Genomic DNA, 24,885 nt, shown 5'->3' with positions numbered 1-24,885 from the left:
CGATTTTGAAAATTTTGAGGGATTATAGCATAGAAAAAGATGATCTAATTGAGATCATCATAGCGAGTTAAACTGTAAAAAGAAAAGCCCCGATTTTCTTAAATCAGGGCTTTAGAATTTGTTGGTTGCGGGGGCCGGATTTGAACCGACGGCCTTCGGGTTATGAGCCCGACGAGCTACCAAGCTGCTCCACCCCGCGTCTGATGAGGCGTACTATACTCGCTTAAAATTGAATTGCAAGAATTAAACAAAACTTGATGTATTGTTTGTTAATAAAATGTTCAATATGTGGTTTTATTAATCAACCCCGCTAAATAACACTGGTTGTTTTCAGTAAATTTTGATAGCGTATGCAGCCCTATTGTAGCTTACTTTAGAATTAAAAAATGTCGATGCTTAAACCTTTCTGGTTCAAAACTTTTTCTATCTCAATTATTACCGCACTTTTGGTAGCTTGTACCTCTAACACAAAAAACACTCAGATTCCAACCACCTCAAATGGAAGTGATCCTCAACAATTCGGTGCAAAATATACCAATCGAACTTATCAGCAAACCGCTCTTGTGCCTGTTTCCTATATAGAAAACCAAAGTGCGGTAATAAATCAAGGCGATTTTTTAACACAGCTTTCCAATATAAAAAATTATTCAAGTAAACTTTCCACAAATTTTTACGATAATTATGAAAAGATTACAAATTGGGTTCTTTCTGGAGCAAATATTAATGAACTCACTCAATTTAATATCCAACCACAAATTATGCGTGGCTTTGATGGATTTCAAAATGTGCTGATGACAGGCTATTATTCGCCTATACTTTATGTTCGTCATTCCCCACAAGGTCAATTTAAAAATCCAATTTATCGTATGCCTGTAAAAAAACGTCTAAGTCGAGCACAAATTTATGCGGGAGCATTAGCGGGAAAAGGATTAGAGTTAGCATATAGCGATTCAATGTTAGAAAACTTTTTACTTGGTGTACAAGGCAGTGGCTATGTAGATTTTGGCGATGGTAATCTTAACTATTTTGCTTACGCAGGACAAAATGGTTACCCTTACACGGCTATCGGGCGTTTATTAGTAGAAGATGGCGAAATTCCAAAAGAAAAAATGTCTATTCAAGCAATTCGAGAATGGAGTAATCGTAATCCCTCTCGTGTACAAAGCTTGTTAGAACGCAATGAAGCTTATGTATTCTTTAAAAATGATCCAAGTGGCAAAGTGAAAGGCTCTTCGGGCGTTCCTCTTGTAGCAATGGCTTCAGTGGCATCAGATCACAATATTATCCCATCTGGTTCTGTGCTTTTAGTCGAAGTACCCGACATTGATAATAACGGAAACTGGATTGGCACACACAAATTACACTTAATGGTTGCACTTGATGTAGGCGGCGCAGTGAAAGGTCATCACTTTGACTTATATCGTGGTATCGGTGCTAGAGCGGGACATATTGCAGGGCTTTCAAAACACTACGGTAGAGTATGGGTATTACGGTAATGGCTAGAATAGATAATTACGAACAACGCTTTGGTGGCATTGGGCGACTTTATACGCCTGATGGCTTAGCACGCTTACGCCAAGCGCATATTTGCGTGATTGGCATTGGCGGTGTCGGCTCTTGGGTCGTGGAAGCCTTAGCACGATCTGGCATTGGTGAACTCACATTAATTGATATGGATGATATTTGTGTCACAAATATCAATCGCCAACTTCCTGCGATGAGCGGCACAATCGGCAAATTAAAAACTGAAGTCATGTCAGAGCGAGTAAAATTAATTAACTCAGAATGTACCGTCAATATTATTGATGATTTTATCTCGCCAGAGAATCAATCGGATTATCTCAACCGAGGCTATGACTATGTGATTGATGCCATTGACAATGTGAAAACTAAAGCGTCGCTGATTGCTTATTGTAAACGTAACAAAATTAATGTGATTACTATTGGTGGTGCTGGCGGTCAAACTGATCCAACCCAAATTCAAATTGCCGATCTCAGTAAAACCATTCAAGATCCACTGCTCGCCAAAGTGCGGTCAGTTTTACGCAAGGATTACAATTTTAGCCAAAATCCAAAGCGCAAATTTAGTATCGATGCGATATTTTCAACACAACCTTTAATATTCCCACAAATGACAGAAGACTGTTCTATTTCAGCCACAATGAATTGCGCAAATGGGTTTGGCGCAGCCACAATGATTACGGCAACCTTTGGTTTTTTTGCCGTTTCTCGTGTAATAGATAAATTACTAAAGAAAAAATCTTAATCACCTCTTAAAAATGCACATTGACCATAAATGTGCATTTTTTATTGAATGAAACCTATTGACTTTGAAAATGAAAAATTTTCCCTCTTTTTACTATAAAATCGTTGCAATTTATATAAAAAGGCGTACTCTTTTTTCCTTTTGAGAATTACTACTAACAAGTAAGGAAACATAAATATGAAAAAACTTTTAAAAATTAGTGCCGTTTCTGCCGCACTTTTAAGTGCGCCAATGATGGCGAATGCCGATGTATTAGCATCAGTAAAACCTTTAGGCTTTATTGTTTCATCTATTGCAGATGGCGTAACTGGTACACAAGTCCTTGTTCCTGCAGGCGCCTCTCCGCATGATTACAATTTGAAATTATCTGATATTCAAAAAGTAAAATCTGCAGATTTAGTTGTATGGATTGGTGAAGACATTGATTCATTCTTAGACAAACCAATTAGCCAAATTGAACGTAAAAAAGTGATTACCATTGCCGATCTTGCGGATGTAAAACCTTTATTAAGTAAAGCTCACCACGAGCATTTCCATGAAGATGGCGATCATGATCATGACCATAAACACGAACACAAACATGATCATGACCATGACCATGATCATGATCATAAACACGAGCATAAACACAACCACGATCATGATCATAAACACGAACATAAACACGATCACGAACATCATGATCACGATCATCACGAGGGTTTAACAACAAACTGGCACGTTTGGTATTCTCCCGCTATCAGCAAAATTGTTGCACAAAAAGTAGCGGATAAATTAACTGCACAATTCCCAGATAAAAAAGCGTTAATTGCACAAAATCTTTCAGATTTTAACCGCACTTTGGCAGAACAAAGTGAAAAAATTACGGCACAACTTGCAAATGTTAAAGACAAAGGTTTCTACGTTTTCCACGATGCTTATGGTTATTTCAACGATGCTTATGGTTTAAAACAAACGGGTTACTTTACCATCAATCCATTAGTAGCACCGGGTGCAAAAACTTTAGCGCACATTAAAGAAGAAATTGATGAACATAAAGTAAATTGCTTATTCGCAGAGCCTCAATTTACGCCAAAAGTGATTGAGTCTTTAGCGAAAAATACTAAAGTCAATGTAGGACAGCTCGACCCAATTGGCGATAAAGTTACTTTAGGTAAAAATTCTTATGCAACATTCTTGCAATCTACTGCAGATAGCTACATGGAATGTTTAGCTAAATAAATCTTTCTAAAAACAATGACCGCATATAAAAGTGCGGTCATTTTCTTTGCTAAATTTGATATTTAGTTTTATCTCCAATATCAAAATGCAAAGGCATTCGCCATTTTTGTATCGCTAAAACTAAAAGTAATACGCCAGAAATAATAGAAAAAATGCGTAGTGCAATAAGATTATTTAACACCCACGAAAACCACAAGCAAGCCACAAATATCGGCTGTAAATTTAGCAAAGGCACGCGGAAACAAAAATATTCTTTAAAACACAAACCACCTAAAGTAAGTAACGCGCCGCCAAGAGCCAACGCAGGATAATGATTAATATAAAAAAGTAATCCTATCCAAGTAGCAAATTGAAAAAGCAATCGGAAGGATTTGAGATAAATATGTAATGAAGAGGCACAGCAAGTCGCCGCAATTAATATAAATGTGAGTGATAAATCTGGATACCAGCTTACGGTAAGAACAGCCAACGCCGCTATCACAAAACCAGTGCGGTAAATAATAACAGTCAGATAATCTAAAAAATCCATCGGTGATTTAATATGTGGATCAGCCATTGTATAAATTTTCCTTTTTATGAATTACAAATTAAAAATAAATATAGCCTAAAAGTCAGAAATAAAAAGTACAGTCAATTTAAAAACAGGTTCTAAATTAACCACACTTTTATTATTTCAGTTTTAGCTTATCAAGAATTTTTTGATGAATGCCACCAAAACTGCCGTTAGACATCACTAAAATATGATCCGTAGGTTGAGCCTTTGCAACAATCATATCCACTAATCGATCTAAATTTGCATTCCAATAAGCAGGTTGTACACATTGGTTTGCAATATCTGCCACTTCCCAAGAAAGTTGTTCAGGTTGAAGCATAAACACTTCATCAGCTCGGCCAAGCGCAGGCGCGATGTCATCTTTATGAACCCCCATTTTCATTGTGTTAGAACGAGGTTCAAGCACTGCAAGAATACGAACTCCACCACCCACTTTATCGCGCAATGCAGTTAAAGTCGCCAAAATAGCTTCTGGATGATGCGCAAAATCATCATAAACCGTAATGCTATTAACTTCGCCTTTCACTTCTAAACGACGTTTAGCATTCACAAAAGATCCCAATGCTTTGCACGCATCTTCAATAGCAATGCCAGTATGATGAGCCGCAGCGATCGCCATTAAAGCATTATGCATATTATGTTGTCCCACTACATTCCATTTTACTTCTGCCACTTTTTCTCCATGATGGAAGACAGCAAAATGTGAAGCATCATTTGTAATACGTTCAGCAAACCACTCGTTATCTTTGCCTAAAAATTGCTGTTGAGACCAACATCCCAATGCCAAAGTTTCTTTTGCACTTTGTTCACTCGCCGAACTTAATACCAAGCCACTGGCTGGGATAGTTCGAATCATATGATGAAATTGGCGTTGGATCGCTTTGAGATCATCAAAAATATCTGCATGGTCAAAACTAATGTTATTTACGATAAGTGTACGTGGATTGTAATGGATAAATTTAGAACGTTTATCAAAAAAAGCTGTATCATATTCATCAGCTTCAATAACAAAATAAGGACTTGTGCCTAAACGGGCAGAAATGCCAAAATTACCCGCAATTCCTCCGATTAAAAAACCTGGTTTTAAGCCATTTTGTTCTAAGATCCACGTTAGCATACCTGTTGTCGTTGTTTTTCCATGCGTACCTGAAACCGCCAATACCCAACGATCTCGCAATAAATGATCATGTAACCATTGAGGGCCAGATGTATATTTCAAATTATTTTCCAACACATATTCTACGCAAGGATTACCACGCTTCATCGCATTACCAACAATTACCATATCAGGCGCAGGTTGTAATTGTGCAACATCATAATTTGGAATAATCTCGATACCTTGCTCTTCTAAAAAAGTACTCATTGGAGGGTAAACATTAGTATCGGAACCCGTTACGTGATAGCCCATTTGTTTAGCAATCATCGCCACACCGCCCATAAATGTGCCACAAATACCTAAGATATGAATATGTTTCATTGTATTTCTCTGTTGATTAAGGAAAACAAAAAATATGATAAAACAACTTCTATGAACTTTCAAAAGAAAAGACTGCCATACCAAACTATATGATCTATAATTAACGCCACTGAACCATTATTTAACCACTTCAATGGGAATAAACAATTAAATTTAAGCGATAAAGCAATTTCAGAAGCACAATGGCTCACTATTTACAAAGAAAATAATCAGCCGTTCTATGTAGCAAATCTTCCTGCATTACAATTTGGAAAAACAGTTGCACCAAAAGCAAATGAAGTCGTTACCTTATCAACCGATGAAGAAGCCGTGCTTTCTCAAATTCGTCCTCACTTACAACAAGGAAAAAGTATTCAAGTCGATATTATTGGGACTTCAATTCATTTTGCTGACGGTTCCAAAATTGGCTTAGTGTCAGAACAAAAATAATCCTATAAAAAATACCTGTGTAAAACAGGCATTTTTTTATCCGCACTTTTAAGCAATTCGCTCAAAACCAGCTTTCAAATCTGCAATTAGTTCATCCACATTTTCAAAACCAATATGCACACGAATTAATGAACCTGTAAGATTACGTTTAATATTTGGACGAATATGTGCAATTTCTTCTGGTTGATTACAAAGAATTAGAGACTCAAATCCTCCCCATGAATAAGCCATAGCGAACAGTTGAAAATGATCCATAAATTTTGATACTTGCTCTGAAGTTAATCGCTGGGTTAATTCAAAAGAAAATAAACCACTGCTTCCACTAAAATCACGTAAAAAGAATTCATGACCAGGGCAACTTGGTAAAGCTGGATGGTACACAGTTTTTACTTCGGGTTGCTCACTCAACCATTTTGCCACTTTAATACTGCTTTCCTGATGTTGTTTTAATCGTACCCCCAATGTACGGATACCACGAGCAGTCGTATAAGCAGAATCTGCATCAACCATTTGCCCCATTAAATAGGAATGTTCTCTAAGTTGATCCCAAGTTCGCGCATTCGCAACGGCAGTACCAATCATAATATCTGAATGACCCACTAAATATTTCGTACCCGCCTGAATAGAAATATCAATATCATGCTCTAACGCTTTAAATAGAACACCTGCCGACCAAGTATTATCAATCATAATCACAATATTAGGGTTCACCTTTCTTGCAGCCTTCACAATAGTCGGAATATCGGGAATTTCCATTGTAATAGAACTCGGTGCTTCTAAGAAAAGTACTTTTGTATTCGGTTGAATAAGCGTTGCAATATCTGTACCAATAAGAGGATCGTAATAAGTTATATCGATCTGCATTTTTTTCAGCACAATATTACAGAAATATTGGGTTGGCTCGTAAGCTGCGCCACTCATTAACACATGGTCGCCAGTTTTAACAAAAGAAAGAATCGAATTAGTTACTGCTGCTGTACCACAAGGATAAAGATAACAACCTGCCCCCCCCTCCATTTCGCACATTAAATCTTGTAAAGCAAAATGTGTTAGCGTCCCTCTTCTGCCATAAAATAATTCGCCTTTTGCTCTACGTTGAGTAGCGTGTTTTTTATCTTCAATACTGTCAAATAGTAATGAAGAAGCTCGCTGTAAAACAGGGTTTACCGATCCTTGTGAAAAACGTTTTTGACGACCAGAATGAATAAACATTGTTGAAAGATCATATTTTGTTTGCATATATTTCCTTATTTAAATTAACTTATAGGGCAAAAATAACTATGGTTTCAATTCCTATCCGCACCTGATTTTACTTCATCTGCGGTATTAGGCAATGGAAAAAATAAAGAGAAAACAACAAATAATTCTGACGTCTACACAGAATCCCTAAAATAGATGCTAACGAGCTTTAATTTTATCAATTATTTATAAAAAGCGACCTTAGGTGGCTTTTTTTATCATCAGAGATAATTTAGAATAAACCATCTTTAGCTAAAGTGCGGTCAATTTTTCTATGAAATTCAATATCCCAATTTTCCTAACGATCTTTCGAGTCATTTTGATTCCTTTTTTCGTGATTGCATTTTATTTACCCATTGAATCATCTCCTTTCATCACAACGCTCATTTTTTTTATTGCAGGTGTCACTGACTGGCTAGATGGCTATCTAGCTCGTAAATGGAAACAGACCACGCGCTTTGGCGCATTTCTTGATCCTGTTGCTGATAAAGTAATGGTAGTGGCTGCACTAGTTTTAATTGTCGAACATCAACATACATTTTGGATAACCATTCCTGCCATTATTATGATTTCTCGTGAAATTATCATCTCCGCATTACGTGAATGGATGGCAGAGCTTGGGGAACGTAGCAAAGTCGCAGTCTCTTGGTGGGGAAAATGGAAAACCACAGCGCAAATGTTAGCACTAGGCGGATTATTATGGCGTTATAACAACTATATGGAAATAGCAGCAATTATCTTACTTTATATCGCCGCTATTTTAACTATATGGTCAATGATCCAATATTTACAAGTAGCAAAAGGAAGCTTGCTAGATAATATTCAATTATAAATTTAAATAAAACACAGTTATTTTTTATGATAACCATCTATATTTGAGTTATTTTTAATCAAATAAAATATTTTTTATTTTTTTCGTTTGACAGCAATATATAAATCCGTAAAATACGCCCCGTTGTCACGCAGCAGTGCTGATTAGTGATAAATGCGGGAATAGCTCAGTTGGTAGAGCACGACCTTGCCAAGGTCGGGGTCGCGAGTTCGAGCCTCGTTTCCCGCTCCAATTTGCCCGAGTGGTGGAATCGGTAGACACAAGGGATTTAAAATCCCTCGCCTTTCGAGGCGTGCCAGTTCAAGTCTGGCTTCGGGCACCATTTAAACACCAATCAAAAGATTTGAAAATTTATTTTAAAATCATCTAATTGGGTCGTTAGCTCAGTCGGTAGAGCAGCGGACTTTTAATCCGTTGGTCGAAGGTTCGAATCCTTCACGACCCACCACTTTAAAAATAAAGTAAGCACCGAAAGGTGTTTTTTTATTATCTAAATCTCTGAAACTCATATAAAAAATCCCCGACTCAAAGAATCAGGGACTTTTACAATCAAACGTCTTTAATTAATTAACGCTCATTCCAACGTTTAATAGACTCACGAATCACGTCTTTCGCTTCTTCTACATCGCCCCAATGCGTTACTTTCGTTGAGCCAGGTTTCTTAAGCGCTTTATAGTTATTGAAATGGAACTCAATTTGTTTAATTAAGTTTGCCGGTAAATCTGCCAATGAATTGTAAGCATTTCCTGTATCACGATCATCTGCAGGAACACAAACGATTTTATCATCCACTTCGCCATCATCAACAAATTTCATGACACCAATTACTTTAGCCTCAAGGAATACACCTGTTGCTAATGGTTGGCGAGTGATTAATAACACATCTAACTCATCGCCATCTTCATCTAAAGTTTGTGGAATGAAGCCATAGTTAGTTGGTTTTGCAAAAATTGCTGGCTCAACACGATCTAACTGGAATGCCGCAACTTTACGGTTCCATTCGATTTTATGACAGCTACCTTCTGGAATTTCATTTACTACATTGATAATGCCAGCATCTACATTGCCTGGCGTTAAAATTTGATTAAAATCAGCCATTTTGTTTCCTTCATTTTATCAAGTTAAAAAACGCGACAAGTATAGCAGTTTTTCTGCGAACTCGCAGTCTCATTTGTAGAGAAAATCAGCAAATAGATTATTTCATAACTATTCATAATTTTGACCGCACTTTATCCTAAATAAAACTCACGCAAACGTTTACTTATCGTTTTTATGATGTAAAATAGCACACCTTATTACTTCCAATTTTTTACTTAACTTCAAGGAACACTATGCCAACTTTAGAAAAAACATTTGAGCTCAAACAACGTGGTTCAACTGTTCGTCAAGAAATTATCGCGGGTTTAACCACGTTCTTAGCAATGGTTTATTCTGTCATCGTGGTACCCAATATGCTGGGTGCTGCAGGTTTTCCTGCGGAATCTGTCTTTATTGCCACCTGTTTAGTTGCAGGATTAGGCTCTATCTTAATCGGCTTATGGGCAAATGCACCAATGGCAATTGGTTGTGCAATTTCTCTTACTGCTTTTACAGCATTTAGCTTAGTGATTGGTCAAAAGGTCGCCATTCCCGTTGCGCTAGGCGCAGTATTCTTAATGGGGGTTGTGTTTACCTTAATTTCTACCACAGGTATCCGTGCATGGATCTTGCGTAATTTACCATCCAATATCGCTCACGGAGCAGGCATTGGTATCGGACTCTTTTTACTTTTAATTGCCGCAAACGGTGTTGGTTTAGTCGTCAGCAACCAAGCTGGCTTACCAGTAAAATTAGGCGATTTCACTTCATTCCCAGTCATGATGTCCTTGATTGGCTTAGCGTTAATTATTGGTCTTGAAAAAATGAAAATTAAAGGCGGCATTTTATGGGTAATTATCGCTATTACTATCGTAGGTTTAATTTTTGATCCAAATGTAAAATTTGGCGGAGAGATTTTCAAAATGCCAACCTTTGGTGAAAATTCTCTCTTCTTACAATTAGACTTTATGGGCGCACTACAACCCGCAATCTTGCCTGTGGTATTTGCTTTGGTGATGACTGCCGTATTTGATGCAACGGGAACTATTCGCGCAGTTGCAGGTCAAGCAGACTTGCTTGATAAGGATGGCCAAATTATCAATGGCGGTAAAGCCTTAACTTCAGACTCAATCAGTAGCTTATTCTCAGGCTTATTCGGTACAGCACCAGCTGCCGTTTATATTGAGTCAGCAGCAGGGACAGCAGCAGGCGGTAAAACAGGTATTACTGCTATCGTTGTTGGTGTGTTATTCCTATTAATGCTTTTCTTCCAACCATTAGCTTTCTTAGTACCAGGCTACGCAACTGCCCCAGCATTAATGTATGTTGGTTTATTAATGTTAGGCAATGTAAGCAAATTAGATTTCGATGATTTCGTTGGCGCAATGAGCGGATTAATCTGTGCAGTGTTTATCGTACTTACCGCTAACATCGTAACAGGCATTATGTTAGGTTTTGCGGCATTAGTAATTGGAAGAATAGTGAGTGGCGATATTAAACGCTTAAATGTAGGTACTGTGATTATTGCAATCGTACTTGTTGCATTCTATGCAGGCGGTTGGGCGATTTAGTAACAGAAATAAGAAAAGGGAAAAGCCTTCCCCTTAATTTTAATCACAAAAGTGCGGTGAAATTTTACCGCACTTTTTTATACTTGGATTACTCTTTCTTCAATAAGAAAATACCGTGATCAGATAAATTTACATAAGCTTGTTTTAAATTGGCATTAAAATCCTCTGGTTTACAATTTACCAGTAAATCTTTGCCCGCCCAGTTTGCAACCACTTCCCAATGGTTGCCCATATAAACCGCACTTTTAATCTCGCAACGCTGAGCATCGCAGCCCTCTACAGCAAGATAAATTGCTTCTGGGCGAATACCCACTAAACATTCGCCATCGGGTAAATTAAACTGCACAGCATCTTTTAAAGGCACAGAGTAACCATTAATATCCGCCACGCCATTTTCTAATTTTCCATCGAAAATACTGGATTCACCCATAAAGTTAGCCAAAAACAGAGAATTTGGTTGGAGATAAAGCTCTTTCGCTGGTGCTTTTTGCATAATTTTACCTTTATGCATCACAATCACTTCATCAGATACCGCAAAGGCCTCTGTTTGATCGTGTGTCACATAAAGCGAAGTAATGCCTAAACGTTGTTGCAATTCACGGATTTTTTCACGCATTGAACGGCGTAAGTTTGCATCTAAATTACTTAATGGTTCATCAAACAATAAGACTTTTGGTTTCAATACCAAAGCACGAGCCAATGCGACACGTTGTTGTTGCCCACCAGAAATTTGATCCACGAAACGCTCTTCAAAGCCCACTAAATCCACCAACTCTAAAGCCTCTTTTACACGCTGAGCGCGTTCTTCTTTGCCAATGCCTTGCATTTTTAAGCCGTAGCCCACGTTATCGCCAATGCTCATATGCGGGAAAAGCGCGTAAGATTGGAAAACAATACAAATATCTCGATTCTGAATAGAGGATTTTGTTACATCTTCGCCATCAATAAATATTTGACCTGATGTTGGATTTTCTAATCCTGCCACTAAACGTAATACGGTGGTTTTACCACAGCCTGATGGCCCTAACAATGTTACCATTGTGCCACGTTTGATCGTTAAATCTAAATTATCAATGACGACCGCTTTACCAAATGCTTTTGTGATATTTTTTAATACTAAGAAATCATTATTACTCATAATTTTTACCTACAACTTAACGAGTTAATTCATTTTTTTCGCTTTAGAACGGGAAATACGCGTATCGCCTACAATCCAGTCGAAAAACAAAATAATTGCCATCATCACAACAATTAAAATAGAACCGTATGCAATCGCAATGCCGTATTCTCCGTCTTCCACACGATTTAAAATATATGCGGTAGCAACGCGAGTATCTGCAGTCACTAAGAATATAATTGCACTTACCGTCGTCATTGCACGAACGAAACTAGTCACTAAAGCAGAAAGCAACGCAGGTTTTAATAATGGCAATACGATAAAGCACAATGTTTTCCACGAACTCCCTTTTAAAGAAAGCGATGCTTCATCAAGGGATTTATCAAGCTGTCCTAACCCTGCAATCGCTGCTCGCATACCAATTGGTAAGTCACGCATAACCATTGAAATAATCACGATAATGCCCGTACCCGTAATATAAAGTGGTGCATTGTTGAAGGCTAAAATGTAAGAGACCCCCGCCACAGTACCCGGCACAGCAAAACAAAGCATCGTTAAGAACTCAAGGGATTTTTTACCTTGGAAATCTTTACGCACCACAATGTACGCAATCAATAATCCAAAGAATGCGGTCAATGGTGCGGCAATACCTGCATAAATTAAGGTATTGATCAGTGACGGCCACGCTCCATCGCTCAATCCTTGCCCGAATAACATGGCATAGTTTTTCAAGGTTAACGTGTAATTTACGCCCCAGTTTACAGTGAAACTTCCGTAGAAAATACTACCGTAAAGTGCCATGTTAAAGATTACCCAGAAGCCAAGCATGCCAATGATGGTATATTTCAAGCCATTTGGCAGCTCTTGCACATCACCACGATAAGATTTCCCCGAAACAGTGACATAAGAGCGGTTACCAATCCAAAGATATTGAATGATAAAAATCGCCAACGAGAAAATTAATAACATCGACCCCAAAGTACTGGCTGAAGCATAATCAAGTTGTGAACCCGCAATATAGAAATAAATTTGTGTGGCAATTACATCAAAACTTCCACCCAACACTAACGGATTACTAAAGTCCGCCAATGATTGAATGAACACAATTAAGAAAGAATTTGCTAATGCTGGACGCAGTAACGGAAAAATAATCTGATAGAACGTTTGATAACGATTAGCACGCAACGTATAAGAGGCTTCTTCAATTGAAGGATGAACTGATTTTAATGCGCCATCTAAAATCATAAAAGAAATAGGGGCAAATGCGAGAATTTGAGCAATCGCAATTCCATTAAAACCATAAAGCCAATTATGACTAGAAAAACCAAAATATTCACTTAAAAATTCTGTTACATAACCAGAACGTCCGAGCATTAAAGTAACCCCAAGTCCTACAACAAATGGGGGCGTCACAATTGGCAAAATAGAGAAAATTTTTCCGATAAATGCCGTTCTACGCGCGATACGCGTAGTATAAAGTGCAAAGGCTAAACCAAATACAGTAGAAACGATGCCCACAAAGCCCGATAAGAAAAGCGAATTGGTAATTACTCGAACAATATAGCTCTGCGTTAAAATTCGCATCACTTGTTGTGGCGCAAAGGTATCGCCGTCATAAAACATTGAAACGAAAATCGCCAATGTTGGATAAACGATAAAGAAGAAAATCAACAAAATAATGCAAAGTAAAGAAGCGATAATAAACTTATCCCCTTGCATTACTTTAAGTTTTGCCAATGAAAGTGTTGCTAATGCGGTATATCCCACAAGTAACACAATCACAGAATAACCCATACTAATTTTGTACACCGTCGCACTGATAAACATAAACAGTACAGAAAGTGCGGTCAAAAATAGCTCTGTTTTTGCTTGGGTTTGCTGTGGCAATCTCAATAACGGCAAAGCACCATACACAATTACAGGCAGGAACCAAGCCCAAGTTAAATTGAAAGAAGCCCAGCCCATTGCCTCTAAATATTCATCTGAAGTACTTTCAAACAAACCGTAATCAAGAGCATTGGAAGGCAGAAGCGCAAACGCCAACAAGGATAAAATAATCCAAAAATAAGCAGAATGCATTATGGAAAGTTTTTTTGCGTTCATACAACCTCGCAGTAAAGAAAACCTGACTTTCGCCTAGGGTAAATATACCCTAGGATAATTACAGTCCCCCCCTATTGGGGAGTAAAAAGCTGTTCCCCAAAGAGGAACTACTATTACGATAATTAGCCGTGGGTCTTACTCACGACTATGATTGTTACGAAAACTATTTCGCCAATTTAACTTCTTGAACCCATTTTTCAATTAAGGCTTTACGTTGTTCTGTTGCACCGTATTTTTCAAAGTCATAATTGATCAATTTGAGTTTATTTGGATCAAATGCAGTTGGCGATTGTTCTGCGGTCGTGTTAGTTAAGATTTGTAAAGAATCCCCTTGTTTCCAAGCTAATTCTTGGCCTTCTTTTGATAACGCCCAATCGACGAATAATTTTGCATTATCAATATTACGTGCACCTTTTAAGATACTCACGCCACCTAATTCATAGCCCGTTCCTTCGCACGGCACTACTAATTCTAACGGTGCACCATTGCGTTTTTCTAAAGCATAATCGTGTAAGAAACCTACCCCAATTGTCGCTTCGCCACGCGCAGAGTTACGTGATGGCGTGATACCAGATTTGGTATATTGAGAAACATTAGGATGTAACGCTTTTAGGAAATCGAATGCCTCTTTTTCGCCCCATAATTGAACGAAAGTTGCCAATGCAGTGTAAGCAGTACCCGCACTTTGAGGGTCTGCAATTTGAACTTCGCCTTTTAAGCGTGGATCGGTTAAGTCTTTCCAGCATTTTGGCACTTCTTTAATGCCTAATTTTGCCAAACGTTCAGTATTCACACCAAAACCTAAGATCCCCATATAAATTGAGGAAACATAGTGACCTTTCGTTTTCGCTGGATCACGGAAACGTTCTACAATTTCATCAATATGTTTGGATTTATAAGGCTCAATTAACCCTAATTCAGCCGCTTGAGCTTGAGGATCAAAAGTACCGCCGAACCAAACATCCGCTTGAGGATTATTTTTTTCAGCTTCAACTTTAGCAAAAGTACTGCCTGAACCATTGCGAATAAAGGATGTTTTCACATCATATTTTTCGCCAAATGCTTTCGTGGTGGTTTCGCACAAAATATTGGTTGCACTACAATATACAACTAAACGACCTTTAGCATTAGCAGAACCAGAAATAGCCAAGCCAGCAGCTAAAAGTGCGGCAGAAACAGAAAGAGAAATTTTGTTGAATTTCATAATACATACTCCTTATTGGATAAAATGCTCAAATCCTACTTAAAAAATAGAAATAATACAGTGATGAAGTTCACAGTTTTTAAAATTCAAGTGAAAAAATAAACGTGAAATTCACCGCACTTTTCTTTATAATTACAAGAATTTTCCTTACATCGAAACACGATTATGTCAAATCCCTCTTGTATCATTATCGCCATCACAGGTGCATCTGCATCAGGCAAAAGTTCTATCTCTTCCACTGTTCACAAAGAGCTCTGTAATGAATTAGGCTGCCAAGAAATTGGTATTATTACTGAAGACAGTTACTATAAAGATCAAAGTCATTTAGAAATGACTGAACGCGTAAAAACGAATTACGATCATCCAAACTCGATGGATCGCGATTTACTTATCCAACATTTAAAAAATCTAAAAAATGGCAGTGCAGTAGATGTGCCTGTTTATAGCTATGTAGAACATACTCGCACCAACGAAACAACGCATTTCACACCAAAACGAATCGTAATTTTAGAAGGGATTTTATTGCTCACAGACGAAAGAGTACGCCAATTAGCCGATATTTCTGTATTCGTAGACACACCACTTGATATTTGCTTTATCCGCCGTTTACAACGTGATATGGAAGAACGTGGTCGCTCTCTACAATCAGTGATTGATCAATATCGTGCAACTGTGCGTCCAATGTTCTTACAATTTATTGAGCCATCTAAACAATATGCGGATATTGTCATTCCTCGTGGTGGTAAAAACCGTATTGCAATCAATATGTTAAAAGCTCAAATCCTTCATTTATTGAATCAAAAATAGGAAATCTTATGCGTCTTTGCGATACTGATATTGAACGCTATCTCGATGATGGCATTATTTCTTTAACACCTCGTCCAAATAATGACAAGATCAACGGTGCGACAATTGATGTTCGCTTGGGTAATTCTTTCCGCGTATTTCGTGAACACTCTGCGCCTTTCATTGATTTAAGCGGCCCGAAAGAAGAAGTATCCGCTCAGCTTGAATCGGTAATGAGCGATGAAATTATTATCCCAGACGGGGAAGCATTTTTCTTGCATCCTGGTACTTTAGCGTTAGCAACCACACTTGAATCCGTGAAATTACCCGCCAATATTATCGGTTGGTTAGATGGTCGATCTTCTTTAGCGCGTTTAGGTTTAATGGTACACGTAACCGCACACCGCATTGACCCAGGTTGGGAAGGAAAAATCGTGCTGGAATTTTATAATTCAGGGAAATTACCATTAGCATTACGCCCAAATATGGTCATTGGTGCGTTAAGTTTTGAAGTATTAAGTGGCGAAGCAAAACGACCATACAGTAGCCGCAAAGATGCAAAATATAAAAATCAACAAAGTGCGGTAGCCAGTCGAATTGACGAAGACAAGGAATAATCAATGAAAAAGTTCGTGCTTGTCGTAGGGATCGTCGCTTTGGCGATCTTTTCTTTTTTATATATTCAACTTTATCGAGTGCAAAGTGCCATTAGTGAACAACTGGCACAACAAAACATTGCCGTTCAATCCGTCAATTTATCATTATTTTCTCCCGCACTTTCCCTTGAAAATATAAAAACTACGCAATTTTCAGCTCAAAAAATTGAAGCTAAATTTAATTTTTTGCCTCTTTTGTATGGTAATACCGCACTTCATTCACTGAATATTCAACAGCTCAAATTAACTCAAAACACACAAAATCCTGTCAATGTATCCATAGAGGTTTCGCCTTTTTCGTTAAAACAGCTTTTATCAAAAAAAGTAATATTGAATGGCGAAAACCATATTCGCATTGAATTTAATAAACCTATTTATGGAAAAACAAAAACTTTCCATTTTTCTTTCCACAAAGCAAATTTAGACTTCTCAACATCAGAATCAGCCCTACTTCAATTTGTAGATGCAAACCTAAACAATCAGCCTATCGGTTATATTGAAACCCACACAGCCCACCAACAAATAGTGACTTATATAAAACCACAACGCGATAACGATTGTTTAGCTGTATTGAAATATCAACAAATTGGCAACCAAAGTGCGGTCAATTTTTCAGGCAAAACTTTCCCCGTTAAACGCTTATTCGCACTATTAAATTTGCCAGAAATGTTAAGTGGACACGCTGATTTTGATCTTGATTTCAGCTTTTCATCTTCCTCGCTTATTCAAGGCAAATTAAATTTTTTAGCGCAAAATGGAGAAATTCTTGGCGTGAATCTATTGGATATGGTAGCGCAATATTTCCCGATTAATTACAACAATGATTTGTTAAAAAACAAAGAGTTAAACACTCGCTTTGAACAATTTCACTTACAATTATTTCTCCAACAAAATCAACTTATTGCTGAAAAAATTGAATTAAAAACGTCCGCACTTTTGGGGCAAGGGAAAGGAATCATTGATTTAAATCGAATGGAATGCAATGTGGATATTAATTTAAATTCTACGGATCAACGCTATCAAAATTTAACCCTGCCAATCAATTTTTTTGGTAACTGCAATTCTCCACAATACAAAATTAATTTTACGAAGAAATTCCGCCATCAATTAATTGATGCGATTAAAGAAAAGTTACGTTAATGTCGTTATATTTAAAAGCTGAAAAAATTCAATCGTGGCGCGTGTTTATTATGGCTTGCGCAGGATTTATTTTTAATACTACAGAATTTGTACCCGTTGCAATGTTAAGCGATATTGCACAAAGTTTTAATATGCAAACCGCCGATACTGGTTTAATGATGACAGTTTATGCTTGGACGGTGCTAATTATGTCTTTACCAGCCATGCTTGCCACCGGCAATATGGAACGTAAAAGCCTGCTAATCAAACTTTTCATTATATTTATCGTTGGGCATATTTTATCGGTCATTGCTTGGAATTTCTGGATATTACTTCTCGCTCGAATGTGTATTGCATTAGCCCATTCAGTGTTTTGGTCCATTACCGCTTCACTTGTGATGCGCATCGCACCTAAACACAAGAAAACTCAAGCATTAGGAATGCTCGCTATTGGCACCGCACTTGCCACCATCTTAGGATTACCGATTGGACGAATTGTCGGACAGCTCGTCGGTTGGCGGGTCACTTTTGGCATTATTGCAGTACTGGCATTATCCATTATGTTTTTAATTATTCGACTATTGCCAAATTTACCCAGTAAAAATGCTGGCTCTATTGCAAGTTTACCCTTGCTTGCAAAACGCCCATTATTACTTTGGCTTTATGTAACAACGGCAATCGTCATTTCAGCACACTTTACCGCTTATACTTATATCGAACCCTTTATGATTGATATTGGGCATTTAGATCCAAATTTTGCCACTGTGGTTTTATTAGTTTTTGGATTCTCTGGTATTGCCGCAAGTCTATTATTTAACAGATTCTACCGATTTGCGCCGACAAAATTTATTATTGTTTCGATGAGCTTATTGATGTTCTCACTATTGCTACTACTCTTCTCTACCGAAACAATGATAGCAATGTTCTGTCTTGTGTTTATTTGGGGGATTGGCATTTCTTGTATCGGACTCTCCCTACAAATGCGCGTACTAAAACTTGCACCAGATGCAACCGATATTGCTACGGCTATTTACTCGGGCATTTTCAATGCAGGAATTGGCGCAGGCGCATTATTTGGAAACCTTGCGACAACCTATTTAGGATTAAATGAAATTGGTTATACAGGCGCAACATTAGGTTTAATCGGTCTCATCATTTTTATTACAACGCACTTAAAATATCGCCATACCTTTCTTCTACTACAAAACAAATAAAAAAATAACCGCACTTTAGTTCTCCAAAAAGAGTTTTAAAAGTGCGGTTAAATCTTGCTAAGTTTTATTTATCTTGCGTTTAACGTTTTGCTTTCTTAATAAACTTCATCAAACGTTTACGTTTACGCAATTGGTTCGGAGTAAGTTTATTTTTGCGTCCTGCAAATGGGTTAGCCCCTTCTTGGAAAAGCAGACGAATGGGTGAACCAATAATTTTTAAGCTCTTACGATAATAATTAGATAAATAACGTTTATAAGAATCTGGTAGTTTATCCATTTGGTTACCGTGAACTACTATAATCGGCGGATTGTAACCACCTGGGTGAGCATATTTTAATTTAATGCGACGACCGCCAATCATCGGCGGTTGGTGCTCATCCGTTGCCATTTGCAAAATACGAGTTAAAAGCGAAGTCGTCATTTTTTGAGTGGCACAAGCATAGGCTTCTTTAATCGAATCAAAAAGATTACCCACACCACTTCCGTGCAAGGCTGAAATAAAATGCACGCGCGCAAAATCAATAAAATCTAAACGACGATCAAGCTCAGATTTCACACGATCTTTCACATCTTGATCTAAGCCATCCCATTTATTCACGACGATCACCAAAGAACGCCCTGCATTTAAAATAAAGCCGAGCAAAGATAAATCCTGATCAGAAATGTTCTCTCTCGCATCAATAGTCAGCAATACAACATTAGCATCTTGAATCGCTTGTAAGGTTTTAATCACAGAGAATTTTTCCACTGCCAAATGCACTTTACCACGCTTACGCACACCAGCCGTATCAATCAAGGTATATTGCTGTCCATCACGCTCCATTGGAATATAAATACTATCGCGTGTCGTACCTGGCATATCAAAAACCACTACACGATCTTCGCCTAAAATACGATTGGTTAAAGTAGATTTACCCACATTTGGACGACCAACAATGGCAATCTTAATATTTTTATCTTGTTCTTCTTCCGATTCCTCTAAAGCCTCATCAATTAATGCCGTATCTTCTTCTGAATCAAAATCGAATTCTTGTTCCCATTCGTCTTGTTCTTCCTCAGAAGTGCGGTCATTTTCATCGGCGTTTTCCATTTTTTCCGCAAAAGGCGCAAGTACTTGTTCCATTAACTGAGTGACACCACGGCCTTGTGAGGCTGCGATTTGCTCAATTTCTCCTAAACCTAACTGATAAAATTCAGCACAATGAGAATTCGCATCAATACCATCGGTTTTATTTGCCACCACCACAGTAATTTTGTTTTGACGTTGGCGTAAATAATTAGCAATACCAATATCAGCTGCCGTTAAACCTGCACGAGCATCCACAAGGAAAAGAACAATATCCGCTTCATCAATAGCAAGCAAAGATTGCTCCGCCATTTTTTCTTCTACGCCCTCTTCCGTTCCATCAATACCGCCAGTATCAATAACAATAAAATCATAGCCAGCAATATGTGCGTGACCATATTTTCTATCACGAGTTAAACCTGGAAAATCAGCGACTAACGCATCTCTCGTACGAGTAAGGCGATTAAATAATGTGGATTTTCCCACATTCGGGCGACCAACAAGGGCGACGACTGGAGTTGCCATAAAAAATCTCTTATTTTGTCAAAAATGGCGGCTATTATATCGGAAGTTAAAGGATTGGTAAAAAATGATTTCAACAAGGAAAAGAAAAAGCCACAGGATACAATCCTATGGCTTTCTAAATACTGTTTATTTATCTATAACTTAACGTTATAATAATCTCGCTTTCAAGGATTCAGCTTGAAAGCGAGTGTTGCGCTTTTTCGCAACGTTTGAAGAGGATAAGAAAATGATTAAACTCATTATCCTTGTTGTCATTTTATTGTTAGTGAGCCAGACCGCTTACTAATAAGACAACATACTAGGGAGTAGCAGCTCCCTAGTTCTTCAAATCTTAAAAGTTTACTTTATTTTTGTCAAGGATGAATAAATTTCAGATACAAAAAAAGCACCCTTAGGTGCTATCTTTATTTATCTTAATTGGCGGAATGGACGGGACTCGAACCCGCGACCCCCTGCGTGACAGGCAGGTATTCTAACCAGCTGAACTACCACTCCGAGATAAGATATTGATTTTAAATTGGCGGAATGGACGGGACTCGAACCCGCGACCCCCTGCGTGACAGGCAGGTATTCTAACCAGCTGAACTACCACTCCGCTAAGTGCTGCGTATCTTAATGATGAACACAAATCTCGTCAATCTTTTTTTATTAAATTTTACTTACCTGCTTAAATTCCAAACGATTAATGCACATTATTATTGCCAAAGCGTTTATCCCAAAGACAATTATTTCCACTTTTTTTATTAAGCATCTTTAATAATTCTAAATGCGCTTGTAGCTCATCATTAGTAGGTTGAAGTAATTTTAAATTGTGCGAAAAATCTACCGCACTTTTTATTTCTTCCGCCGTTTTTTCTTGCACAACACGGATAACTTCAGACTCAACAGATTCTTCTTCATCGAATAAATTTGTTTGCCCCCCCGTCATCATCAAATAAACATCCGCCAAGATCTCGGCATCCAGTAACGCACCGTGCAAAGTACGTTTGCTATTATCAATACCTAAACGATCACAAAGTGCGTCCAAATTATTGCGTTTTCCAGGATACATCTGACGCGCCATTTGTAGCGTATCTGTCACCAAACAAATATCGTCAGTTTTCACATTAAGGTTAAGTTTACGAAATTCATAATCCATAAATCCAACGTCAAAGGGGGCATTGTGAATAAGCAATTCCGCACCATTAATATAATCCAAAAAATCTTGGGCTACGTCTTTGAATTCAGGTTTATCCGCTAACATTTCATCAGTAATACCATGAACTTTAATCGCATCAGGATCAACGGGGCGATCTGGCTTAATATAAATATGGAAATTATTACCTGTGTAACGACGATTTATTAATTCAACTGCACCAATTTCAATAATGCAGTGTCCTTCATAATGCGCACCGAGCTGACTCATACCTGTAGTTTCAGTATCTAACACAATTTGGCGATTGGGATTAATCATTTGTTCAACCTATCTCTTTCCATTAAAATACCTGCCATTCTACACAACAACCTTTTTGTTATGCAAAAACAGATTGAAATTTTTACTGATGGATCTTGCTTAGGTAATCCAGGGGCAGGGGGAATTGGCGCCGTATTACGTTATAAACAACATGAAAAAATGCTCTCCAAAGGTTATTTCAAAACCACCAATAATCGAATGGAATTACGCGCTGTCATTGAAGCATTAAATACATTAAAAGAACCTTGCTTGATCACGCTTTATAGTGATAGCCAATATATGAAAAACGGCATAACAAAATGGATCTTTAACTGGAAAAAAAATAATTGGAAAGCAAGTTCTGGAAAGCCTGTAAAAAACCAAGATTTATGGATAGCCTTAGATGAATCCATCCAACGTCATAAAATTAATTGGCAATGGGTAAAAGGTCATGCAGGACACAGAGAAAATGAAATTTGCGATGAATTAGCAAAAAAAGGGGCAGGAAATCCGACATTGGAAGATATGGGGTATTTTGAAGAATAAAACATACTTGATTTTTTTTCATAAAATGACTATATTAGCAAAAGAGTTAGGAGTGCTGGACTTTATAATATGCAGAACGCTGAGCGATTGACTCACCTAACTCACCGAATTTAACCCAATAGATTATTTTTATAATTTATTGGGTTTTTTTAAGGAGAAATTTATGTATTTATTATACGCTGATGAATCAGGATCGATAGATGATCCTAATGGTGATTTCTTTGTTTTAGCTGGATGTTGCTTATTTGAACGTCAAACACATTGGGTTGATAATAAACTTGAAAGTATCGCAAATCGCTTTAGTGGATATTTTGGAGAAAGGCATTGCGAATTACACGGCAGCCCAATGTTTAGTGGTCGAGATGGATGGAAGTTAGCAGCAAGCGTACCAGAACGAGTTCAAGCTGTTGTAGATTCTTTAGATTTACTTGACCATGAACACGGTAAAATCCCTATTTTTATTTCAGTTATAGAAAAATCACTTTTCAGCGATAGAAGCAAAATTATTCCAACAGCATTTAAAGATATTGCTTTTGCATTTGATAGTTTTTTAAAAAATATTTATTACAAAAATCAAAGCCAAAAACAAAGAGGTATTATGATTTTTGATAATTCAACATCAGAAAGAATGATACAAGATTTATCCTACACCTATAAACATATAGGCAAAGGGGATGACAAACTAAGAAATTTTGCAGAAGTTCCAATGTTTATTGATTCTAAAGCATCAAGGATTATTCAGCTAGCTGATTTAGTCGCCTATTGGATATATCGTTATTACCAAAGCAAAGACAATAGAGGATTTAATTTAATCAGTCCACATATTTACCAATATGCCAAGCACAAAATTGGGCTTATTGAACATATTTCTGAAGAAACAAGAAAGGAGCTACTAGAAAATGCTAATGACCAAGGGTATCCGTTTCCAAACGCCTCTTTGTAAAGATTAAAACTTAATTTATCTAATCACAACCAATCAAAAAAAGAACAAAAAACAATCAAATTTATTTAAAAAGTGTGATCTTGATGAGATTTCAAGAAAATTAAAATTTTGGAGTATTGACATAAAAAATTTTTTTTGCGAAGATGCAGCACGTCGCTCGCCTATTTTGTTTGGTGATTAGACAATTCTATTGGAAGACAATTGAAAGACAATTCTATTGGAAAAAAGTTCAATCATAGATAGTAACAACCATAAGGAATACAAATTATGAAAAAAACACTTGCAGCATTAATCGTTGGTGCATTCGCAGCTTCAGCAGCAAACGCGGCTGTTGTTTATAACAACGAAGGGACTAAGGTAGAATTAGGTGGTCGTTTAAGCGTTATCGCAGAACAAAGTAATACCACTGTAAAGGATCAAAAACAGCAACACGGTGCATTACGCAATCAAGGTTCACGTTTCCACATTAAAGCAACGCATAACTTCGGTGATGGTTTCTATGCACAGGGTTATTTAGAAACTCGTTTAGTTACAAGTCCCAATGGCTTCACTCACGAAGATAGAGATGGCTTCGGTGATATTACAACCAAATATGCTTATGTTACTTTAGGAAATAAAGCATTGGGTGAAGTAAAACTTGGTCGTGCGAAAACGATTGCTGATGGCATCACAAGTGCAGAAGATAAAGAATATGGTGTTCTCAACAATAGCAAATATGTCCCTACTAATGGTAATACCGCTGGCTATACTTTTAAAGGTATCGATGGTTTAGTATTAGGCGCGAATTATTTATTAGCACAAAAGTATGACAATGCTGGCGTCAACAACGGAGAAGTTCAGAAACAATCAATCAGCAATGGCGTTCAGGTTGGTGCAAAATATGATGCAAACAACATTGTTGCCGCTATTGCTTTTGGTCGTACAAATTATAAAGAAAATAATGTGTCCAATGCCTCAGAAAGAAAAGAACAATTAAAGGGTGTGCTTTCAACTTTAGGCTATCGTTTTAGTGATTTAGGCTTATTAGTGTCGCTAGATAGTGGCTATGCAAAAACTAAAAACCATAAACAACACAAACCAGCAGCAGCAGCATACGACGAAAAACGCTATTTCGTATCTCCAGGTTTCCAATATGAATTAATGGAAGATACTAATGTGTATGGCAACTTCAAATATGAACGCAATTCTTCAGATCAAGGTAAAAAAACACATGAACAAGCAGTATTATTCGGTGTAGATCATAAACTTCACAAACAAGTATTAACCTATATTGAAGGTGCTTACGCAAGAACTAAAACAAATGAGAAAGGTCAACCCGAAAAAACTGAAAAAGAAAAATCAGTGGGTGTAGGTTTACGCGTTTACTTCTAATTATTTGTTAGAAATACATTATTAAAAGCAAGGCGAATCGAAAGATTCGCTTTTTTTTTGCTTAAAATCAAGTTAAAAAATGATTAAGTTGAAAGTGTATAAATATTTAGGCTATTTTATAAGTAACAAAATATTAAT

At 37.4% G+C, this 24,885-nt stretch carries 21 protein-coding genes and 6 tRNA genes; 15 read left to right on the top strand and 12 right to left on the bottom strand.

Going from position 1 to position 24,885, the window contains the following annotated elements:
* Positions 1–122 precede the first annotated feature (122 nt).
* A tRNA-Met gene (locus tag K6J66_RS04570) sits at positions 123–199 on the bottom strand.
* A 187-nt stretch (positions 200–386) separates the two neighbouring features.
* On the opposite strand from K6J66_RS04570, the gene mltA reads away from it, so the two are divergent.
* The 3 genes from mltA to znuA all read left to right on the top strand — a co-directional run bounded on the left by mltA (position 387) and on the right by znuA (position 3,487).
* Positions 387–1,496, top strand: coding sequence for a murein transglycosylase A (gene mltA, locus K6J66_RS04565; RefSeq protein WP_038439023.1), 1,110 nt, complete (start codon positions 387–389; stop codon positions 1,494–1,496).
* The gene (gene tcdA, locus K6J66_RS04560) at positions 1,496–2,266 is read left to right on the top strand and encodes a tRNA cyclic N6-threonylcarbamoyladenosine(37) synthase TcdA (RefSeq protein WP_005658066.1); all 771 of its coding nucleotides are present in this window, start codon (positions 1,496–1,498) and stop codon (positions 2,264–2,266) included. The genes mltA and tcdA overlap by 1 nt, the downstream gene beginning before the upstream one ends.
* A gap of 177 nt (positions 2,267–2,443) precedes the next feature.
* Positions 2,444–3,487: a zinc ABC transporter substrate-binding protein ZnuA gene (gene znuA / locus K6J66_RS04555; RefSeq protein WP_110442697.1), complete on the top strand. Its 1,044-nt coding sequence runs from the start codon at positions 2,444–2,446 to the stop codon at positions 3,485–3,487.
* Positions 3,488–3,536: 49 nt separating this feature from the next.
* On the opposite strand, the gene K6J66_RS04550 is transcribed toward znuA, so the two are convergent.
* The 3 genes from K6J66_RS04550 to metC form a co-directional block, all read right to left on the bottom strand.
* The gene (locus tag K6J66_RS04550; RefSeq protein WP_005653606.1) at positions 3,537–4,043 is read right to left on the bottom strand and encodes a DUF2301 domain-containing membrane protein; all 507 of its coding nucleotides are present in this window, start codon (positions 4,041–4,043) and stop codon (positions 3,537–3,539) included.
* 112 nt (positions 4,044–4,155) lie between these two features.
* Entirely contained in the window at positions 4,156–5,517 is a 1,362-nt protein-coding gene (gene mpl / locus K6J66_RS04545; RefSeq protein ID WP_038439029.1) for a UDP-N-acetylmuramate:L-alanyl-gamma-D-glutamyl-meso-diaminopimelate ligase, read from the bottom strand.
* Positions 5,518–5,994: 477 nt separating this feature from the next.
* Positions 5,995–7,185: a cystathionine beta-lyase gene (gene metC, locus K6J66_RS04540; RefSeq protein ID WP_038439030.1), complete on the bottom strand. Its 1,191-nt coding sequence runs from the start codon at positions 7,183–7,185 to the stop codon at positions 5,995–5,997.
* 274 nt (positions 7,186–7,459) lie between these two features.
* Between metC and pgsA the strand changes: the two genes are divergently transcribed.
* From pgsA to K6J66_RS04520, 4 genes are all read left to right on the top strand, one after another.
* On the top strand, positions 7,460–8,017 hold the full coding sequence (pgsA, locus tag K6J66_RS04535; protein WP_005649617.1) for a CDP-diacylglycerol--glycerol-3-phosphate 3-phosphatidyltransferase: 558 nt from the start codon (positions 7,460–7,462) through the stop codon (positions 8,015–8,017).
* 155 nt (positions 8,018–8,172) lie between these two features.
* Positions 8,173–8,248 (top strand) — tRNA-Gly (locus K6J66_RS04530).
* Between the two features lie 4 nt (positions 8,249–8,252).
* A tRNA-Leu gene (locus K6J66_RS04525) sits at positions 8,253–8,339 on the top strand.
* 50 nt (positions 8,340–8,389) lie between these two features.
* A tRNA-Lys gene (locus K6J66_RS04520) sits at positions 8,390–8,465 on the top strand.
* A 119-nt stretch (positions 8,466–8,584) separates the two neighbouring features.
* Here K6J66_RS04520 and K6J66_RS04515 read toward each other — a convergent pair.
* Positions 8,585–9,115, bottom strand: a complete 531-nt coding sequence (locus K6J66_RS04515; protein WP_038439032.1) for an inorganic diphosphatase — start codon at positions 9,113–9,115, stop codon at positions 8,585–8,587.
* A gap of 233 nt (positions 9,116–9,348) precedes the next feature.
* Here K6J66_RS04515 and K6J66_RS04510 point away from each other — a divergent pair, with 233 nt between their 5' ends.
* On the top strand, positions 9,349–10,665 hold the full coding sequence (locus tag K6J66_RS04510) for an NCS2 family permease (protein ID WP_038439033.1): 1,317 nt from the start codon (positions 9,349–9,351) through the stop codon (positions 10,663–10,665).
* An 88-nt stretch (positions 10,666–10,753) separates the two neighbouring features.
* Here the strand turns inward: K6J66_RS04510 and fbpC are convergent, their stop codons facing one another.
* The 3 genes from fbpC to K6J66_RS04495 all read right to left on the bottom strand — a co-directional run bounded on the left by fbpC (position 10,754) and on the right by K6J66_RS04495 (position 15,089).
* Complete coding sequence (gene fbpC, locus K6J66_RS04505; RefSeq protein WP_038439035.1) at positions 10,754–11,803, bottom strand: ferric ABC transporter ATP-binding protein; 1,050 nt, start codon at positions 11,801–11,803, stop codon at positions 10,754–10,756.
* Between the two features lie 24 nt (positions 11,804–11,827).
* The gene (locus tag K6J66_RS04500; protein WP_005665408.1) at positions 11,828–13,885 is read right to left on the bottom strand and encodes an ABC transporter permease; all 2,058 of its coding nucleotides are present in this window, start codon (positions 13,883–13,885) and stop codon (positions 11,828–11,830) included.
* Between the two features lie 163 nt (positions 13,886–14,048).
* A complete protein-coding gene (locus tag K6J66_RS04495) occupies positions 14,049–15,089 on the bottom strand; it encodes an ABC transporter substrate-binding protein (protein ID WP_005668523.1) in 1,041 nt (346 codons plus the stop codon).
* Positions 15,090–15,254: 165 nt separating this feature from the next.
* Here K6J66_RS04495 and udk point away from each other — a divergent pair, with 165 nt between their 5' ends.
* From udk to K6J66_RS04475, 4 genes are read left to right on the top strand one after another with little or no spacing between them, the layout of a single operon-like run.
* Positions 15,255–15,896, top strand: coding sequence for a uridine kinase (udk, locus tag K6J66_RS04490; RefSeq protein ID WP_038439040.1), 642 nt, complete (start codon positions 15,255–15,257; stop codon positions 15,894–15,896).
* Between the two features lie 8 nt (positions 15,897–15,904).
* Positions 15,905–16,492, top strand: coding sequence for a dCTP deaminase (dcd, locus tag K6J66_RS04485; protein ID WP_038439041.1), 588 nt, complete (start codon positions 15,905–15,907; stop codon positions 16,490–16,492).
* Between the two features lie 3 nt (positions 16,493–16,495).
* Positions 16,496–17,671 carry an AsmA family protein gene (locus K6J66_RS04480; RefSeq protein WP_110442698.1) on the top strand — a complete coding sequence of 392 codons (1,176 nt, stop codon included), beginning with the start codon at positions 16,496–16,498 and terminating at the stop codon, positions 17,669–17,671.
* A complete protein-coding gene (locus K6J66_RS04475) occupies positions 17,671–18,864 on the top strand; it encodes a sugar transporter (protein ID WP_110442699.1) in 1,194 nt (397 codons plus the stop codon). The genes K6J66_RS04480 and K6J66_RS04475 overlap by 1 nt, the downstream gene beginning before the upstream one ends.
* Before the next feature lie 79 nt (positions 18,865–18,943).
* On the opposite strand, the gene der is transcribed toward K6J66_RS04475, so the two are convergent.
* From der to dnaQ, 4 genes are all read right to left on the bottom strand, one after another.
* Positions 18,944–20,455, bottom strand: coding sequence for a ribosome biogenesis GTPase Der (gene der, locus K6J66_RS04470; protein WP_110442700.1), 1,512 nt, complete (start codon positions 20,453–20,455; stop codon positions 18,944–18,946).
* 418 nt (positions 20,456–20,873) lie between these two features.
* Positions 20,874–20,950: transfer RNA gene (locus tag K6J66_RS04465), tRNA-Asp, on the bottom strand.
* 23 nt (positions 20,951–20,973) lie between these two features.
* Positions 20,974–21,050 (bottom strand) — tRNA-Asp (locus K6J66_RS04460).
* An 87-nt stretch (positions 21,051–21,137) separates the two neighbouring features.
* Entirely contained in the window at positions 21,138–21,908 is a 771-nt protein-coding gene (gene dnaQ / locus K6J66_RS04455; protein WP_032823865.1) for a DNA polymerase III subunit epsilon, read from the bottom strand.
* Positions 21,909–21,968: 60 nt separating this feature from the next.
* Here dnaQ and rnhA point away from each other — a divergent pair, with 60 nt between their 5' ends.
* From rnhA to K6J66_RS04440, 3 genes are all read left to right on the top strand, one after another.
* Positions 21,969–22,433 carry a ribonuclease HI gene (rnhA, locus tag K6J66_RS04450; RefSeq protein ID WP_020910000.1) on the top strand — a complete coding sequence of 155 codons (465 nt, stop codon included), beginning with the start codon at positions 21,969–21,971 and terminating at the stop codon, positions 22,431–22,433.
* Between the two features lie 163 nt (positions 22,434–22,596).
* Positions 22,597–23,376 (top strand): DUF3800 domain-containing protein, encoded by a 780-nt coding sequence (locus tag K6J66_RS04445; protein WP_005692848.1) that lies wholly within the window; start codon positions 22,597–22,599, stop codon positions 23,374–23,376.
* Positions 23,377–23,643: 267 nt separating this feature from the next.
* On the top strand, positions 23,644–24,747 hold the full coding sequence (locus tag K6J66_RS04440) for a porin (RefSeq protein ID WP_110442701.1): 1,104 nt from the start codon (positions 23,644–23,646) through the stop codon (positions 24,745–24,747).
* Positions 24,748–24,885 lie beyond the last annotated feature (138 nt).

It is taken from the genome of Haemophilus influenzae (assembly GCF_019703545.1).
Classification (GTDB): domain Bacteria; phylum Pseudomonadota; class Gammaproteobacteria; order Enterobacterales; family Pasteurellaceae; genus Haemophilus; species Haemophilus influenzae_E.
Note: the sequence above shows the minus strand (reverse complement) of the source record. Positions and strands in the feature narration are given on the sequence as shown.